The sequence below is a fragment of the Thalassospira sp. MIT121401 genome (genome assembly GCF_047125595.1).
Classification (GTDB): domain Bacteria; phylum Pseudomonadota; class Alphaproteobacteria; order Rhodospirillales; family Thalassospiraceae; genus Thalassospira; species Thalassospira povalilytica.
On the sequence record NZ_CP138926.1, the window covers coordinates 3,555,389 to 3,571,526 of the forward strand.

Sequence of the window (16,138 nt, forward strand, 5' to 3'; positions counted from 1 at the left end):
AAAAATTGGTCTGACGTCTGATGACTGACCAGATTGAACAGTTCACCCCGGCAGTCCGGACCTGTGATGACAAACAAGAAGGTGTGATGTGCCGCACGCGGACGGAGCGACCATTCGACCCATTGAAACATCGGGACGCCGTGATGCGATCCTTGAAGCCCTGACCGATTTCATCGTCAGTTCCAAACTGGCACCGGGTGACCGGTTGCCGCCCGAACGCGAATTGATGGCGGGCCTGAAAGTCGGCCGGTCAAGCATTCGCGAAGCCATCGGCCATATGCAGGCATTGGGTGTTGTCGAAATCCGGCGGGGATCGGGCACCTATCTGAAGCGGCAAGTCAGTGAAAAGACCCTGTTCATGCCGCTTTCGATCGCCACCCAGCGCGACGGGTTGTTGCAAACCCTTGAAGTGCGCCGCGGGCTGGAAGTCGAAGCCAGCATGCTGGCCGCCAAACGCGCCACCGCACAGGACATTGATGAAATGCGCGCCGCCCTTGATGCGATGGAGGCCGAACATCTTGAATTCGGCACCGCTGGCGAGGCCGATCTGGTGTTTCACCTGTCGATCTACAAGGCATCGGGCAATCCGTTATTCGAACAGCTTCTGGGGCAAATGCGCGAAGCATTCGAAAGCTTCTTTGCCCAGCCGTTCAACCGCCCCGATTTCGCAAGTTCATCCTTTGAATTTCACCGCATGCTGTTTGACGCCATCGTTGCCGGCGATGCCGAACTGGCCCGCCAGCACACCCTTGCCATCCTTGAAGTCGTCGAGAACGACATCGTGAGAATGTCTGATGAAGAACAACAATAATCCGAACAATCACAAGCAAACTGTCAGCAGCCCCGAAAGCGTCGTGGCCTATGACGCGGAACATTTCGCAAATGCCGTGGTGCCGCCCATTTTCCAGAATTCTCTGTTCACATTCGAGAATTTCGACGAAATGGTCGAAACCTATGCCGGGCGCAAAACCCGGCCGGTCTATTCGCGTGGGCTGAACCCGACGGTCCGTGCCTTCGAAGAAAAGATCGCCGCCCTTGAAAAGACCGAAGACGCCCTTGGCCTGGCAAGCGGCATGGCCGCTATTTCATCGGCTGTTCTGTCGGTGGTCAAACCGGGCGACCGGATTGTTTCGGTCGAACATTGCTATCCCGATGCGTTCCGGTTTTTCGAAATGTTCCTGCGCGACATGAATGTCAGCGTCGATTACGTCGATGGCCGCGACCTTGATGCGGTGCGCGCCATTCTGCCCGGGGCCAAGGTGCTGTATCTTGAAAGCCCTACCAGCTGGACCTTCCACACCCATGATATCAAGGCCCTGTGCGAGATCGCGCGCGATCATGGTGCGGTTTCGATGATTGATAACAGCTGGGCATCCCCGGTCTTTTGTCAGCCCGCCACCCTTGGCTGTGATGTGGTCATTCATTCGGCATCGAAATATATCGGCGGGCACAGCGATGTGGTGGCCGGTGTCATTGCCGGAAGCACCGATTTCATCGGCCGGGTGCGATCAACGATCCTGCCTTATCTCGGGGCGAAACTCTCGGCCTTTGACGGGTGGTTGCTGTTGCGCGGATTGCGCACGCTTCCGGCACGCATGCGCGAACATCAACGTTCGGCCATGATCATTGCCCGCAAACTTGCCGATCATCCCAAAGTAACCGCTGTTCACTATCCCGGCCTGATGGATCCGGCCGCCCCGGGATTAAGCGGTTCTTCCGGACTTTTTTCATTCGAATTCGCCCCCGAGGTCGACATCCCGACCTTTGTTGATGCGCTGCGCTTTTTCAAGATCGGCGTGTCCTGGGGCGGACATGAAAGCCTGATTGTCCCCGCACTGGTTACGCGGGCGCAAGTGGGCGGGCCCAATTCGGCGATGCGCTTTGGCGTGCCCGAAAATCTGGTCCGCCTGCATATCGGTCTCGAAAGCGCCGACGACCTCTGGTCTGACCTGGCGACCGCAATCGAGGCAAGCCTGAAGTAAGAACACTATCGTTTAAAACAGGGAACTTCACCATGAACTGGAAAACAACGCTACTGGCAGGTGTAACGACTATTGCGCTAACAAGTCAGGCCTATGCCGACACCACATTGAAGCTGGTCGAAGTCATCACCAGCCCAGAACGCACCGAGACCCTCAAAGGGCTGGTCGCGGAGTATGAGGCCGCCAACCCCGGTGTGACGGTTGAAATCACGTCCCTGCCCTGGGGGCAGGCATTCGAAAAATTCGCCACCATGGTTTCGGCCGGTCAGACCCCCGACATTGTCGAGATGCCCGATACCTGGCTGACGCTTTATGCCAATAATGGCGCGCTTGAAAGTCTTGAACCCTATCTTGCGAAATGGGACGGCGCAGAAACGCTGAATGATCGCGCCCTGGAATTTGCGCGCTCGGCCGGGAATACCGCCTATATGCTGCCCTATGTATAGAGGATTGCACTTATAATCCGTCAAACTTGCACTTATCGCGCTTTTCCGGCTCAAATTAAGTGATTTTATCACCGGTACCCAAATCACATTAACTGCGAATGTGATCAGATTATTTGCCACCAGACCGCAATCATCACCGTGAAATCACATTATCTGCCACTGAAGATTATATCGGCAATCCGGCCTGTCGCATCATCTGCCCCAGTTCCTGGGTCCGTTCGGAATCCAGGTGTCCTTTCAGGAACTTGCGCATTTCCGGAAGCCGGGTATCGAATTGCTCCGCCAGTGTCTTGGCATTGTATCCAAGCCGTGCCAGTCGGGCATCCAGATCGTCATAGCCGATCGCAATTGTTTCTTCGACAATTTCCCGGGTGACAGGCTTGGCGCCAAGCTTGTAGGCTTCGGTGAAAGCGCGTGTCAGATGTTCGGTAAACTGAAGCGGTGTTGACAGGCGCTCGACCATCAGATCCAGCGCATCGTCCGCAATAATGTCTCCTTGCCTAGTGTTTTTGGTCCGGCACTGCTTCAGCAGCCAGTCGAGATATTTGCGACTGTCATCGCCAAGCCCCTGAAACATGATCTTGGTGGTTCTATGCCCGATCTCTTCCATTGTCGCCTTGTTCAGATCATTCCGCAGGCGGGGATGGCCAACCAGAACGACAGACAGAACCCCGTCCCCTGCCTGGACAATTTCCATCAGACGCTTGAGACCGGTCAGCGTGTTTCCATGCAGGTCATGAGCTTCGTCGATGAACAGAACGACGGTTTTTCTCATTTTCCTGATGAGGTCCTGAAGTTTGCGTTCCCGCTTTTCGGGTTGTGTCGGCACTTTGACATCCGCATCACCGGAGACATCGAGAAAGATTGCGGTCAGAAGGGCTGGCAGAACAACACGCGGTTTGTCGATCGACAGGCTGCGGGCCACGAGAATATCTTTGCTTGCGGACAACTCTGTCTGAAGCCTGTTTAGCATCATGGTTTTTCCGACACCAACTGATCCTGTGATGGCAACCAGCCGACCGGCCAGAATGGCCGCCCGCAGGTCGGCCATCATCTGGCGGTGCCATTCCGTTTCGAAAAAACCGGCCAGCGCCCAGTCCTTCTCGATGCCATAAAATGCCCTGACATCCGCTGTTAGCATGACAGCCTCCTGCTATGTTTTAGGGTTCTTGCCGAACCGTGTTTTGATCGCCGTAGAAATTTCACGTTTGTTTGTCGTGGTGGTGACAAGCTCCTCGATGAATTCAAGGTCTTCGGCACTCAACCGCGCCAGCGGTTTTTCCAACAAATCCGCAATGCCGCGACGCGCATCGAGGGTGCTGGCATAACTGAACTGGTGCCACGGGTCCGGATCTTCAAACGTTGCTTCAACGAGGGGGATAATCTCTGCGCTGGAAAACACCTGTTCCGACCCGGCAAAGGCCGAACGCGGTACCGATATTCTGGCCGCCAAGTCGGCTACTTTGTCGGCACGCTTCTCGCGGGGCGATTTGGCCTGTTTGCGATAGCGGTGCAAAGGTATCGGTCCACCGACCGGGCGATACGGGCCATAGCGTTTATTGCCAAACTCGACAAACAGTTCTTGATCGAACAATCCCCACCACAATAAAACTTCTTCACCCGCCAGATCCGGGTCTACCTCATAATAGGCTCCCTTCAGATGAATGCGGGCGTCCGCTGCAACCGTTCGACGTTCCGGTTCCCGGGCAAAAGCGCAATACCGTTCCCAGGAACACATTTCGCGCAGGCCCTGCGCGGGCAAGTTTGAACACCAGTCTTCCGTTCGGCTATGGGCTTCATGGCGATGCGGTTTGTCATTGTAGCGGTTAATAAAGTTCAACAACCAGCTATTGGCTTCGGCCTCTGTTTTGGGACGATGAAAGTGATACAGGGTTTCATGAGCTTCCTTGACGGTCAGGAACGGACGTTCAACCTTGCCCTTGGATCGCGCCGTAACCCGTCGACCGTCCGAGCCGCGAGGCATGTGAGTACGCCAATCAACACCAAGATGTCCCATGACGGTCTGGAACACGATGCTTTTGGCAACTGGTCCATTGTCGAGATACAGTCCTAACGGTCTGCCCTGAAGTGTGGTGCCTTCTTTGGCTGCCATGGCGTTGAACAGGAACCGCAAGGCAGATTCCGCATCCTCACCATACACACAGCGATATTCCTGATAGGAAACACCACTACGATCATCTACCACGCTATAGAGCATCAGGGTTGGTGCTCCGCGTCCGGGTTCAATCCATTCCGGCTGGTCAAGTTCCTTAAGGTCGGACGGACTCATGTCGAAATGCCAGAGTTCGTTGGAATATCTGGCCTGAAACCGAACCGCAGCCGGGCCGCGTATCATCCGGGGATGATCATATCCCCAGTTCCGAAGCCACCGGTTCAGGGTAGATGTCGCCAGCGTTCCTTTAGGGGCTTGCACATAACCTTCGGGCGTCTCAATACCGTGATCCTCAAGCAACCGGATGGCTTCATTCGTCGACAACTTGTGACCTTTGCCATTCTCAGTTCTGATTTTCAGGGCGGCAACGATCTCGCAATATCGCTCCATGTCTAACCGCGACATGACCCTCGGCTCGCCGCTATCAGAACGCTGCATGCCTTTCGGGCGTTGCAAGTTTCGTAACTGGCGATAGACCGATGATATACTGAGACCATATAATTCGGCTGTTCGTGCAACAGCGCTGGCCCGGCCAGGATCTCGCGCGGGCAGAGAAGACAATCTGGTCCGAAGCGCCAGAAGTGCCTCGGCCGGTATGCGTGCGGCCCTACCTTTCATTGTCGGCCTCGCCATCAATGCTATCGGCAAATTCCGCGACATAGGTATAGACGGTTGCCCGCGACACACCCATCAGATCGCAGATCTCTTTAATACTGTGCTGTCTTGATCGATACAGGTCCACGACGTGTCGACGCTTGTCTTTGGTCAGTGCCTTACGGCGACCGCCTTTCCGGCCGCGCGATCTTGCGGCTTCCAAACCGGCTTTCGTTCGCTCCCGGATCAGGTTGCGTTCGAATTCAGCCAAGGCTGCAAAGATATGAAAGACCAGCTTGCCGCCGCTGGTGGTCGTATCAATCGCTTCGGTAATTGATCGCAGACCGATTTGTCGTTCGGCCAGCATCTCGGCGTGCGCAATCAATTCCTTCAGGGACCGTCCAAGGCGATCCAGACGCCAGACAACCAGCACATCGCCCTGACGTAATTCTTCGAAGGTGCGATCAAGCCCTGGACGATCAGTTTTGGCGCCGCTCACCTTGTCCCGAAAAATGCGCTCACAACCGGCTTCCCGCAAAGCATCATTTTGCAGGTCAAGATTTTGATCGTCGGTCGAGACACGTGCATAGCCGATACGCATGGCGCACCGTCCGGAAAGCCGTTTTTGAGGAGCAGAATATTACGTTGATTTCAAGACGCGGTATACAGACAAATTAACAGTTTTCAATCGGAGATTGGCATTCGGGCTTTCACCTGTCTGGAAAACGTTCGTTTCCAAAACGGCGCCCAATCAATGTCGATATTTTCGACAGGATACATCACTTTGGACAATTCGTACTCACCCACCACGTGTTGGTCGTGAAGCCATCAGGGTCGGAACAAGCCTTATATAGGCAAGCTCGGCCAGTAGTTCGACGAGTGTTTGTGTCACGACAACACCAGCAACAAGGCTCCCGTCAAACGGGGCTGCGAGTGCCAGCGGCAATACGACCAGAGAATTTCGGGTACCAGTGCTAAACATCACAGCCCGACCAGCATCAGCATCAAGATGTGCGAACCGGGCAATAGCCCAGCCGATAAGTGGCGAAACCACAGCATAGACAATATAGATCGCTACAATGCTCAAGACGATGTCTTGCGCCTCCCTGATCCGGGGAAGCTCCGCACCGATAACCAGAAACAATGTCAATGCCATCAGGGGAACAGGACCCAACGTCATGGAGGCGGTAAACTTTTGGCTGGTTGTATGACGTCTGGCCAAAAGCTCCGTCAACCAGGCTAGGACCAGAGGCACCGCAATAAGCCACAGGAACGCTGCGAGGAAAGGACCGGGGCTTAACAGTTCTGCTGTGTTTGGCCCCAAAAAAAGCCAGAGATAAAGCGGGAGCAGCAGGATTTGCACGATAAGAAGAATGGGCGTGGCGGCAAGTATAAGACGTGCGTTTCCTCGCCCCATATGCGTAAACACAACGACATAGTCGATGCACGGCGTCAGCAGGACGAGAAGTACGCCAAGTTGCACGGCGGAATGATCCGGCACCATCTGGAACAACAACCAGACGAACACGGGTATGACGAGAAAGTTCGCCAGTAGCAATGCCGCAAGAAAGCGCCGGTTGGTCATTGCGCCGCGAAGATCGGCTAGCGGCACTTGCAAAAAGGTCGTGTAAATGAGTGTAGCCAAAACTGGCGTAATGACACCTTCGAATGCCACTGACATTTGAGGCGCCGTTATGCCGATAACCACCCCCAGACCAATTGCAACGAAGTAAACAATAATCTGACGCGATTCCAGCCAATCACGCATTGCCGTTGCCTTCACCGATCATACTCCTTTATTTAAACCGACAACTTCGTTGCATTCCGGTCGACTTTTTGATTTTTGTTGTAACTAGTCGATTACACCACACAACGCTATTTGAACATTCCCCGGCAGAGCGCCCAAAGAAAAATCGAAAATAGCAAATGAGGGATAAGTGCCGCGACGATAAGTTTGGAGCTTACCGCGAGACCAAGGAAACCCCAGCCCACAATGGGGAAAAATGCAACAAGAACAAGAAGCCAGAGCCCCATACCAAGCAACAAGGCGTTCCGAAATCGTAAATCGTTTCGAAACAACACAACAAACAAAACAGACCAAAATACCACATAGGCAATGTGGAATATTAGGCCAACCGGCAGCGGAAGTGAACGCCCCATAACCGTTTCGGCAAATGCAAGACCAAGCGGCTTGGGCAATGGCGAGATGCCGAATTTTGAGGCAGGCACCATCACCGCAGACAGCAAAATGGCAGTTACAATGCCGATACCAATAGCCTTGAACCAATCTCGTAAATCAACTTTGCCGAACTGCATCATTGGCTTTCTCCCTGTTTAACCGAGTGGCAACTTTTGCACCCGCATGCTTTTTGCATGCGCATGGTATTGCTGCGGCGCATATAAATGTATCCTCCCATACTGATAAGTACGAGCACACCAAGCCCGACCTGTCCAAACACGGTAAGTCCAACGTTACTTGCTGCAACAAGTGCAAGCAGTGGCGGAATAACAAGCGGCGCACAACAAACAGCGCAAGCAGAAATTGCGAAACCGACGGCGATCTTTTTGGAATTATTGGCTTCAACCATTGCAAATATCCTTCTTCATGACTCTATTTCTCAAAGCACTGGCGAAAGCCTAAACCTTCAAGTAACTTGAAGGACAACAGGAGATTTTGCCATGAATAGTCGTTCGGGTATGCTGAGTATCGGCACCCTTGCCAAGGCGACCGGAGTTGCTTCGCCGACGATCCGGTATTACGAGGACATAGGTCTGTTACCCAAGCCGCGTCGAACTACAAGCGACCAGCGCATCTATGACGAAAGCGACAAAGAGCGTCTGATCTTTATCAGGCGATGCCGAGACTTCGGCTTTTCCATCAACCAGGTTCGGCTTTTGGCGGGTTTGTCGATTAGCCCCGATCAGAATTGCAGAGAAGTTCGGGACATTGCTCACGCACACCTAACAGATGTCCGCGCAAAACTTAAAGAACTTCGTGCGCTGGAGAAGAGCCTGACTGGGTTTGTCGAACAGTGTGATGCGGCCTGTTCAGGTGGCCCTGGTCGGGAATGTCTGGTGTTTAAAGACATTGCGAAACCCGAGAACAATAAATGCTGTTGATTATCGACTTATCGTTCCCGTCCAGCTTCGGAAGCAAAAGATTCTCGGGCTCCGAAGAGATGAGCGTTCGCAAGGCAGGATTCTCATATCTTGATCAGACTATCCCGCGCAGCAGGATAGTTTCGACACATCCCTGTTGAATGTTTGGGCAGCCAATTTAAGCCCTTCTACTGTTGTCAGATATGGGAAGATTGTTTCCCCCAGTTCTTTGGCGGTCATCCCGAAGCGTATGGCCAGCGCCATTGTCTGAATGCTGTCACAGCCCTCGGGTGCCAGTATCTGAGCGCCCAGCAAGCGGTCAGTTGCTTCATCTGCAATGAGTTTTATCAAACCGCGTGTATCACGGGCGGCAAGTGATCTGGGCACCTGATCAAGCGGCACGACAGATGTCTTGACCACAAAGCCCCGTTTCTGTGCCTGAACCTCGGAGAGACCTACGCCAGAAACTTGTGGATCGGTGAATACAACCCAGGGCATCGTTGTGTTGTCATATGTCTGTTCGTCACGGTTATAGGCATTTATTGCCGCAAGTTTGGCGCCATAAGCTGCCATATAAACGAACTGGTCGCGCCCGGTCACATCGCCCGCAGCATATACATCAGGACGCGTCGTCCGCATGTACGCGTCCACAACAATTCCGCCATTCGAATTTACTTCAATTCCAGCCGTTTCGAGGCCTAATCCGTTTGTATTCGGCTTACGGCCTGTCGTTACCAGGATCTGTTCAGCAAAAAGAACCTCGGCTTGGCCTTCGACATTAATGGTCAGTTCCGTTTTATCATTCTTCCGTTCAACCCTCTCGTAGGTGAGGCCCGTGCGAACGGATACCCCTTCATTCCTTAACTCCTGAGTGAGCGATGCAGCAATTTCCGGTTCTGCTTCGGGAAGAAGCCGTGACCGTGTCACCAGCGTAACCGAGCTGCCGAGCCGTGCAAACATCTGAGCCAGTTCACAACCGATATATCCTCCGCCAATCACGAGAAGTGATCGTGGCTGCTTATCAAGTTCAAGTGCCGTTGTACTGGTCAGACAGGGGACATTCTCAATGCCTGGAATATCGGGAAATGACGGGGATGTGCCGGTTGCAATGATTGTCTTTCTTGCAACAAGCTTTTTGCCGTCAAGCAGAAGACCGGTGTCATTAAATACAACATCCCCTTCGAGATAATCGATGCCATCATATTCGGGCAGCAGATCGATATATTTCTTCTGACGCAAACCGGAAACCAGATCCTCTTTAGCCTTGATCAGGGACTGCCAGTCAGCGACATGAGCGTTTCCGGAGAGGCCGGGAAAACGCGCAGCACCCGCTGCGCCATGCACGGCCTCTGCGGCACGGATCATGGTTTTGGAGGGAACACACCCGACATTGACGCATGTGCCGCCAATCATTCCCTTGCCGATAAGTGCGACCCTTGCGCCCTGTTCAGCGGCCGTAATCGCCGCCGAAAAACCGGCCGAACCCGCGCCGATGACAGCAAGGTCATATTCCTGTTTGTCGGTCGAACAACAATTGTTCATATTATTTTCCTTTCCGGGTGGTTGGTTGTGTATCGGTCTCGCAGCAAGCGCGCGCACGGGTTCGTTGTCGGTAGCCGTACAGTGCCAGGGCAATGAACAGGAGTAATCCGGGTATGAGGACATAGTCTATCCAGCCCAGCCATGCCGAGAGTCCAAGGGCCCCGAACGTGACAACAAGGATTGGTGTGAAACAGCAGATCACAGCAAAAATTGTTCCGACGATCCCGGTTTTAAAAATGGTGTTGCCACGCATTATTTAATCCCGCGCCTTGGCCGGATAACCGGCATTTGTCGAAGCGATCCCGATGGTTTCCACATTGGCGACTGACGGGTCGAAGGTGACAGTTGCGGTTTTTTTATCGAAGTTGACGTCTACGGCCTCTACGCCGGTGACGGCTTCCATCGCGGTTTTGACCGTCACCGGACACAGGGCGCAGGTCATGTTTTCGATGTCGAAAACGGTTGTTTGTTCATCCTGCGCTGTGGCGCTGGCAGCAAGCGCCGCAGTTGGGAGGTAGCCTCCCGGATATATGACAGCCAGTCCCAGGGCAAATGCCCCGGCCAGAATAATGCCTGTTCGTTTCATCTCGATTTCTCCTAATAGAACAGCGGTGCCCACCAGTTGATTGTCAGGGCCAATCCCACCAGCACGGTTGAGAACCACAGGGCGGCTTTGGTGATCAGTGCGGATTCCGGACGGGCGCAGTAAGACCCGTCGTCACAAGCTGGCTTGGTCTTGAAATAGACCTGCCAGAACCCCAGCCCGATAAATATCAGAGCCACCGTCGCGAAGAGTGGTTTGTAAGGTTCAAGAGCCGTCAGATTGCCGATCCAGGCCCCCGACACCCCCAGCATCAGAAGCAGGAGTGGTGCGACACAGCAGGCGGATGCAAGAATGGCTCCGACCACTCCACCAGTTGCAAGCAGACCTCTTTTTGTCTGCTTCCCGTCATCCGACAACAGGTCGTCCGATTTGATATCGTTCATGTGATTTACCTCGAATTCGATTCGCAGTTAAGATACAGTCTGTAGCTGCTACAGATTAAAGAAGGTTTTGATCACATGGACGATCACAATTCCGGGAGGCGACTAAAGCGAGCAGAATTGTCGAAGGTGACAGGCTGTCATCTTGAAACGATCCGCTATTATGAAAAGACCGGCATGATGCCCGATCCGCGGCGCAGCAAAACGGGTTACAGGCTGTATGACGAAACACATGTTTCCCGGTTGCGGTTTATCCTGCGCGCCCGTGATCTGGGTTTTTCGATTGAAGATATCCGGGGGTTGCTGACTCTTATAGATGGTCAGTTGCAAACATGTTCGGAGGTCAAACAGCGTACGGAAAGCCATCTTGCTGACGTGCGCACAAAAATTGATGACCTGAAACGGATCGAACAGGTTTTGGCGGAAACGGCAGCTCAATGTTCAGGAAAAGATGTGCCTGAGTGCCCTGTTCTGGAAGCCTTGTTCCACGTTTGAAGTAGTAGCTTGTGAGTTCGGCTTCATCAAAAGGACAAAGAGGCCAGTTATCAATTTTTACAACATTGTCAGCATGCCAACAAATGAAGTAAATTTCAATTATTCCCAAATCCTTGAGCTAAATATCAACAAAAACTTATGATGGAATGCCAGATTACAACAAAGGCTACGCCCCAAGAATAGATAAGATAGGAAGTATTTTGTAAGAAAACCAAAAAAAGCTGCTGTTTATATAATTGAATCGGCAAGAGTAAAATCTTGGTTTTTCGGGTTGGTCGACTGGAAAATCCCTCTACCTCTTATGTGTTTCTTTCTCATTGATCCCAGAAAGAACGCCACATTCCTCTACATCCCGTCCATCTTTGCAACTTTCTCTTAGTGAAACGAGTTGTATTTCTAGCGCTTGTAGAGTGGCAATCTGTGATTGCACATGAGATATGTGATCATCAAGTAAAACGTTGACCGCATTACAAGGCTGATGAGGCTCATCCTGATGCTGCTGTAGTTCGGAAATCTCCGCCAGAGATAGACCCAGAATTCTGCAGCGACGGATAAATCTCAACCGTTGACCATGCTTTTTGGTATAGACGCGGTAGCCGTTTTCTCTCCGCCCTACCGACGGCAATAGGCCCTGCTGTTCATAGAAGCGGATTGTTTGTGTGTCGATCTCTACTAACCGTGCCAACTGACCAATGCGCATTTGTCCTCTCCACCCTATTGACCTTATAGTTACTATATAGTTTTGAATGGTAACACTGTAATTTAAAGTGGAACCATGTCATGAGTATATTCTGTGATAGCCTTTCTGGTAGTGATGCACCTCCGCCATCGAATACCGATGAACCGAACGCCTTCGAAGCATCAGAGCAATGGATCAGTATTTATGCAGTGCCAAAAATGGACTGCCCGTCAGAAGAACGAATAATCCGCCTCGCCCTGAATGGCCTTAAGGAGATTCAGACCTTGTCCTTCGACTTGTCGAACCACCAGTTGGAGGTCGTACACAATGGCGAAGTTGCCGCTATCACTACAAAGTTGGAGACCTTGGGGCTAGGCGCTACGCTTCAGGAAAGCACCGCAGCCGATCCAGAGACCATCAAGACCGCCGAAGCCTCAACTACCTCTATCAAACAAGAAGCAGGCACCCTGCGCTGGTTGCTTGGCATCAATGCACTCCTATTTCTAATAGAAATGATTTCCGGCCTGGCAGCCCAGTCCACTGGCCTAATTAGTGAGTCTCTTGATAATTTCGCAGATGCGGCGGTATACGGGCTCGCCCTTTATGCTGTTGGGCATAGCATAAGAATGCAGGTGCGTGCCGCGCATCTTGCTGGTGTTCTGCAGCTAATTCTGGCTGTTGGAGCACTAGCGGAGGTGGTGAGACGCTTTGTATTTGGCAGTGAGCCTGAATCGTTGGTGATGATGGCTATCGCATTCGTCGCATTGATTGCCAATGCCAGTTGTCTGCTGCTCATATCCAAACATCGGGAGGGCGGGGCGCACATGAAGGCAAGCTGGATATTCTCGGCCAATGACGTGGTGATCAATCTGGGGGTCATCACCGCCGGCGTTTTGGTCGCGTGGACCGGGTCCAATTATCCGGACCTGATCATCGGCACCATCGCCGGGGTCATTGTACTGAACGGCGCCAAACGCATTCTGGCTATCAAGGGTTAAGAGCAGTGTCCGTTGCGGGCAAAAATCGCTCACGGCATGACCTATTGCCCATTTCTGGCGTACTTCCTGCGTCGGATCAGGCGATAAAATGTCTGGGGCAACAATCAATGGCCTATGGCGAGTCTGTTTCTGTACCCCGTTCTTTAATTGGGTGCAGACATGGAACACCTGTGCTGCATTCAGTTGCCAATTGAGAAAACCACCAACTCTTCTTCACACGAATCAAGCCGTGCCATGTGAAACTCGGTTTGCTGAAAGATGAAGGATACTTTGAAATGTTAATTCAAGTGTTCCAATTGACCTTACCACCCCAGCTATCAATTATTGTGATGCTGTGAGCTTGCCGTCAAATCACGATACGCATCCATCAATGGACGATCCACGGTGTCATGTTCCGTTCGCTCCTGATCAAGCTTTTCAAGGGCTCTTAGCATAAATTCGGCAATATCAAGCCTTTCGCAGCTGCAGGCATGTTTGAAAGCATGCAAAACTACATACTCCAATTGTTCATCACTTGAGGTCGTCATTTAATCGCTCCTTAATCCGGTATTGGGTAAGAGAGGTTCTTGCCGAGAAGAACTTCTCCTACCGGTACTTTGACGCACTCACGATCTAATAGAACTTTTCAGTTCTTTCTCAATCCAATCACGCGATCACAACATACGCATTACCGGCACAATTTTACGGAGCCGCAATGCATTTGTTAAAACAAAGACCGAAGACAACGCCATTGCGCCTGCTGCGAGAACAGGAGTGAGCAGAATTCCAGAGAAAGGATAAAGCAGACCTGCAGCAACAGGGATAAGTGCGGTGTTATAGCCAAAAGCCCAAAACAGATTTTGCTGAATGTTTCGCATCGTCCGGTTGGATACTTCAAAGGCATTGATGACGCCGCCAAGATCGCCAGACATCAGAACAATATCTGCCGACTCAATTGCCACGTCAGTGCCTGTGCCTATCGCGATCCCAACATCGGCATGAGCGAGAGCAGGTGCGTCATTAATACCGTCACCAACAAATGCAATCTTCCGCCCCTCTCCACGAAGATCATTCAAGGCCGCAACCTTGCCGTCTGGCAACACTCCAGCAACTACATGATCAATTCCAGTTTCCTCTGCAATTACCTGTGCAGTCTCAAGACTGTCACCTGTTATCATTGCGACTTTCAGGTCAAGGCTGTGAAGCGCTTTTATCACGTCCCTGCTTGAAGGCTTTACAGGATCTGACACTCCGATAACAGCAGCAACCTGTCCGTCAATTGCTGCGTACAATGCTGTTCGCCCGTTTCGTGAGAGCTTTTGAACAACTGCAGGAAAATCTTTGAGATCAATCTGTTCTCGTCGCATCAGGCGTTCAGTTCCAACTAGGACAGTTGCATCATCAACCTTTGCTCGGACGCCGTAACCAGTGAATGAGGTGAAATCTGTAACTGGTTGGTCTGCGTCAATATTCTCACGGCGCGCCGTAGATACGATTGCGTTGGCAATCGGGTGTTCCGATCTGGCTTCAACAGCAGCTACATACCTTAAAACTTCAAGTTTTGTGAAGCCTTGAGCAACCACAAAATCGGTTACCTCTGGCCGTCCTTCCGTCAAAGTACCAGTCTTGTCGAGCGCAACGATCTGAACGGAACGAAGTTCCTGAAGTGCGTCTCCCTTGCGAAACAAAATACCCATTTCAGCTGCACGACCTGTTCCAACCATGATGGAGGTTGGTGTGGCTAACCCCATTGCGCAAGGACAGGCTATTATTAGAACAGAAACACCTGCCACCAACGCCATTGTAACGGCTGGCTCAGGACCGAACAAAAACCATGCCAAGACACTTAGTGCAGCAAAAAACATGACTGCAGGTACAAACCATTGAGTTACGCGATCAACCAGACTCTGAATGGGAAGTTTGGTGGATTGGGCTTCTTCAACCATCCGAATTATTTGCGATAATGTTGTGTCTTCACCAACACGAGTTGCGCGAAAACTGAAGCCTCCTGCACCATTCACGGTTCCTCCTGTGACTTTTGAATCAGCTTGTTTGGCAACAGGAATTGGCTCGCCCGTTATCATGCTCTCGTCAATATGACTGTTTCCCTCAACAATTACACCATCAACCGGGATTCGTTCACCCGGGCGCACTATAATAACATCGCCAACTTGAAGGTCATCAACAGGAACAATGACGCTTTCGCCATCGCGTTGTACTCGTGCTTCTATAACTTGAAGTCCCAGAAGTTTTTGGATCGCCGCTCCAGTCCTCCCCTTTGCACGGGCTTCCAGAAAACGGCCAAGCAGGATGAGAACAATGATGACTGCTGCGGCTTCGAAATATACTGCGCGAACTTCCACAGGTATAAGTTCAGGAAGAAATGTGGAAACGGTAGAGAATATATAAGCCGCTCCCGTTCCGAGTGCGACCAGACTGTTCATATCTGGAGAACCTTTCAGAAGAGAAGGGACACCTCTGATGAAGAAGTATCTGCCCGGCCCGGCAAGAATTGCTGTTGTTAAGATAAATTGCAGCGTCCAGTAAGTTTGCTGCCCGATCGTGCTTTCGATAACATTAGCAAGTTCCGGGATGATATGACCGCCCATTTCGGTCAGAAAAATAGGCAGAGTTAGCAAAGCAGCCCAAAGCGTACGGTAGGCTATTTCACGCGCAACCTGTTTATTCTTGATAGAACTGTCCGTTGTTTCTTTGATCTCAGATGGATAACCGGAAGCAGTCAGTTGGGAGGACAATTCAGTCGGAGAGACAACATTCTGTAGGAATTTCACCGCTACAGTCTCAGTTGGAAGGTTGACGGCTACGTCTATTACGCCGGTGACTTGGCCAAGCGACTTTGAGATGCGATTAACACAAGAGGCGCATGACATTGAATTCACACTTAGAGTTACGTTGCCATATTGGGGGGCATAACCAAGTTTCTGAAGCGCTTGAGCAATCTCGACAAGCCTTTGCGCCTTGTCGACCTTCATTCGGGCCGTCTCATTCGCCTGATTGACCGATACTTCTCCGACACCTTTCATCGCGGATAGAGTTTGCTCGATTCTTGCTACGCAAGAGGAGCAGGTTATCCCATCAAGTTTTATTTGCACGTGATTATGGTTTTGCATCTGAACCTCTGATTGTCTGCTGTTTAAGCAAGTATG

Annotated in this window: 19 protein-coding genes; 6 read left to right on the forward strand and 13 right to left on the reverse strand. The window is 51.7% G+C overall.

The annotated features are described in order from the left end of the window. Positions 1-88: 88 nt before the first annotated feature. Genes SIB88_RS16350 through SIB88_RS16360 form a run of 3 tightly spaced genes read left to right on the forward strand, consistent with a single transcriptional unit; the run spans position 89 to position 2,428 of the window. A complete protein-coding gene (locus SIB88_RS16350) occupies positions 89-811 on the forward strand; it encodes a FadR/GntR family transcriptional regulator (protein ID WP_068517911.1) in 723 nt (240 codons plus the stop codon). Next, positions 795-1,982 (forward strand): PLP-dependent transferase, encoded by a 1,188-nt coding sequence (locus SIB88_RS16355; RefSeq protein ID WP_412558559.1) that lies wholly within the window; start codon positions 795-797, stop codon positions 1,980-1,982. The genes SIB88_RS16350 and SIB88_RS16355 overlap by 17 nt, the downstream gene beginning before the upstream one ends. 32 nt (positions 1,983-2,014) lie before the next feature. Beyond that, positions 2,015-2,428: an extracellular solute-binding protein gene (locus SIB88_RS16360; RefSeq protein WP_412558560.1), complete on the forward strand. Its 414-nt coding sequence runs from the start codon at positions 2,015-2,017 to the stop codon at positions 2,426-2,428. Positions 2,429-2,594: 166 nt separating this feature from the next. Here SIB88_RS16360 and SIB88_RS16365 read toward each other — a convergent pair whose 3' ends face one another. The 6 genes from SIB88_RS16365 to SIB88_RS16390 all read right to left on the reverse strand — a co-directional run bounded on the left by SIB88_RS16365 (position 2,595) and on the right by SIB88_RS16390 (position 7,783). Then, on the reverse strand, positions 2,595-3,569 hold the full coding sequence (locus SIB88_RS16365; RefSeq protein WP_062956556.1) for an ExeA family protein: 975 nt from the start codon (positions 3,567-3,569) through the stop codon (positions 2,595-2,597). 12 nt (positions 3,570-3,581) lie between these two features. Beyond that, positions 3,582-5,198, reverse strand: coding sequence for a DDE-type integrase/transposase/recombinase (locus SIB88_RS16370; protein ID WP_082923407.1), 1,617 nt, complete (start codon positions 5,196-5,198; stop codon positions 3,582-3,584). 10 nt (positions 5,199-5,208) lie between these two features. After that, entirely contained in the window at positions 5,209-5,796 is a 588-nt protein-coding gene (locus tag SIB88_RS16375; protein ID WP_062956558.1) for a recombinase family protein, read from the reverse strand. Positions 5,797-5,994: 198 nt separating this feature from the next. Continuing rightward, a complete protein-coding gene (locus SIB88_RS16380) occupies positions 5,995-6,963 on the reverse strand; it encodes an arsenic resistance protein (RefSeq protein ID WP_062956559.1) in 969 nt (322 codons plus the stop codon). Positions 6,964-7,070: 107 nt separating this feature from the next. Further along, positions 7,071-7,514, reverse strand: coding sequence for a hypothetical protein (locus SIB88_RS16385; RefSeq protein ID WP_062956560.1), 444 nt, complete (start codon positions 7,512-7,514; stop codon positions 7,071-7,073). After that, positions 7,511-7,783, reverse strand: coding sequence for a hypothetical protein (locus SIB88_RS16390; protein WP_062956561.1), 273 nt, complete (start codon positions 7,781-7,783; stop codon positions 7,511-7,513). The genes SIB88_RS16385 and SIB88_RS16390 overlap by 4 nt, the downstream gene beginning before the upstream one ends. Positions 7,784-7,874: 91 nt before the next feature. On the opposite strand from SIB88_RS16390, the gene SIB88_RS16395 reads away from it, so the two are divergent. Continuing rightward, positions 7,875-8,315, forward strand: a complete 441-nt coding sequence (locus tag SIB88_RS16395) for a MerR family transcriptional regulator (protein ID WP_082923384.1) — start codon at positions 7,875-7,877, stop codon at positions 8,313-8,315. 99 nt (positions 8,316-8,414) lie between these two features. On the opposite strand, the gene merA is transcribed toward SIB88_RS16395, so the two are convergent. The 4 genes from merA to SIB88_RS16415 are packed head-to-tail and all read right to left on the reverse strand — an operon-like array spanning position 8,415 to position 10,823. Continuing rightward, complete coding sequence (merA, locus tag SIB88_RS16400) at positions 8,415-9,836, reverse strand: mercury(II) reductase (RefSeq protein WP_062956563.1); 1,422 nt, start codon at positions 9,834-9,836, stop codon at positions 8,415-8,417. A gap of 1 nt (position 9,837) precedes the next feature. Beyond that, the gene (gene merF / locus SIB88_RS16405; RefSeq protein ID WP_062956564.1) at positions 9,838-10,089 is read right to left on the reverse strand and encodes a mercury resistance system transport protein MerF; all 252 of its coding nucleotides are present in this window, start codon (positions 10,087-10,089) and stop codon (positions 9,838-9,840) included. 3 nt (positions 10,090-10,092) lie between these two features. Further along, positions 10,093-10,455, reverse strand: coding sequence for a heavy-metal-associated domain-containing protein (locus SIB88_RS16410; protein ID WP_341364458.1), 363 nt, complete (start codon positions 10,453-10,455; stop codon positions 10,093-10,095). Continuing rightward, positions 10,434-10,823 (reverse strand): mercuric transporter MerT family protein, encoded by a 390-nt coding sequence (locus SIB88_RS16415; RefSeq protein WP_062956566.1) that lies wholly within the window; start codon positions 10,821-10,823, stop codon positions 10,434-10,436. The genes SIB88_RS16410 and SIB88_RS16415 overlap by 22 nt, the downstream gene beginning before the upstream one ends. A 75-nt stretch (positions 10,824-10,898) precedes the next feature. Between SIB88_RS16415 and SIB88_RS16420 the strand changes: the two genes are divergently transcribed. Beyond that, a complete protein-coding gene (locus SIB88_RS16420) occupies positions 10,899-11,315 on the forward strand; it encodes a MerR family transcriptional regulator (protein ID WP_062956567.1) in 417 nt (138 codons plus the stop codon). Positions 11,316-11,607: 292 nt separating this feature from the next. Here SIB88_RS16420 and cadR read toward each other — a convergent pair whose 3' ends face one another. After that, complete coding sequence (gene cadR / locus SIB88_RS16425; protein WP_412558561.1) at positions 11,608-12,015, reverse strand: Cd(II)/Pb(II)-responsive transcriptional regulator; 408 nt, start codon at positions 12,013-12,015, stop codon at positions 11,608-11,610. A gap of 80 nt (positions 12,016-12,095) precedes the next feature. Here cadR and SIB88_RS16430 point away from each other — a divergent pair, with 80 nt between their 5' ends. Next, positions 12,096-12,992, forward strand: a complete 897-nt coding sequence (locus SIB88_RS16430) for a cation transporter (RefSeq protein WP_062956568.1) — start codon at positions 12,096-12,098, stop codon at positions 12,990-12,992. A 317-nt stretch (positions 12,993-13,309) separates the two neighbouring features. On the opposite strand, the gene SIB88_RS16435 is transcribed toward SIB88_RS16430, so the two are convergent. Both SIB88_RS16435 and SIB88_RS16440 read right to left on the reverse strand, forming a co-directional pair. Further along, positions 13,310-13,519, reverse strand: a complete 210-nt coding sequence (locus SIB88_RS16435; protein WP_062956569.1) for a hypothetical protein — start codon at positions 13,517-13,519, stop codon at positions 13,310-13,312. 126 nt (positions 13,520-13,645) lie between these two features. Then, positions 13,646-16,102, reverse strand: a complete 2,457-nt coding sequence (locus tag SIB88_RS16440) for a heavy metal translocating P-type ATPase (protein WP_062956570.1) — start codon at positions 16,100-16,102, stop codon at positions 13,646-13,648. Positions 16,103-16,138 lie beyond the last annotated feature (36 nt).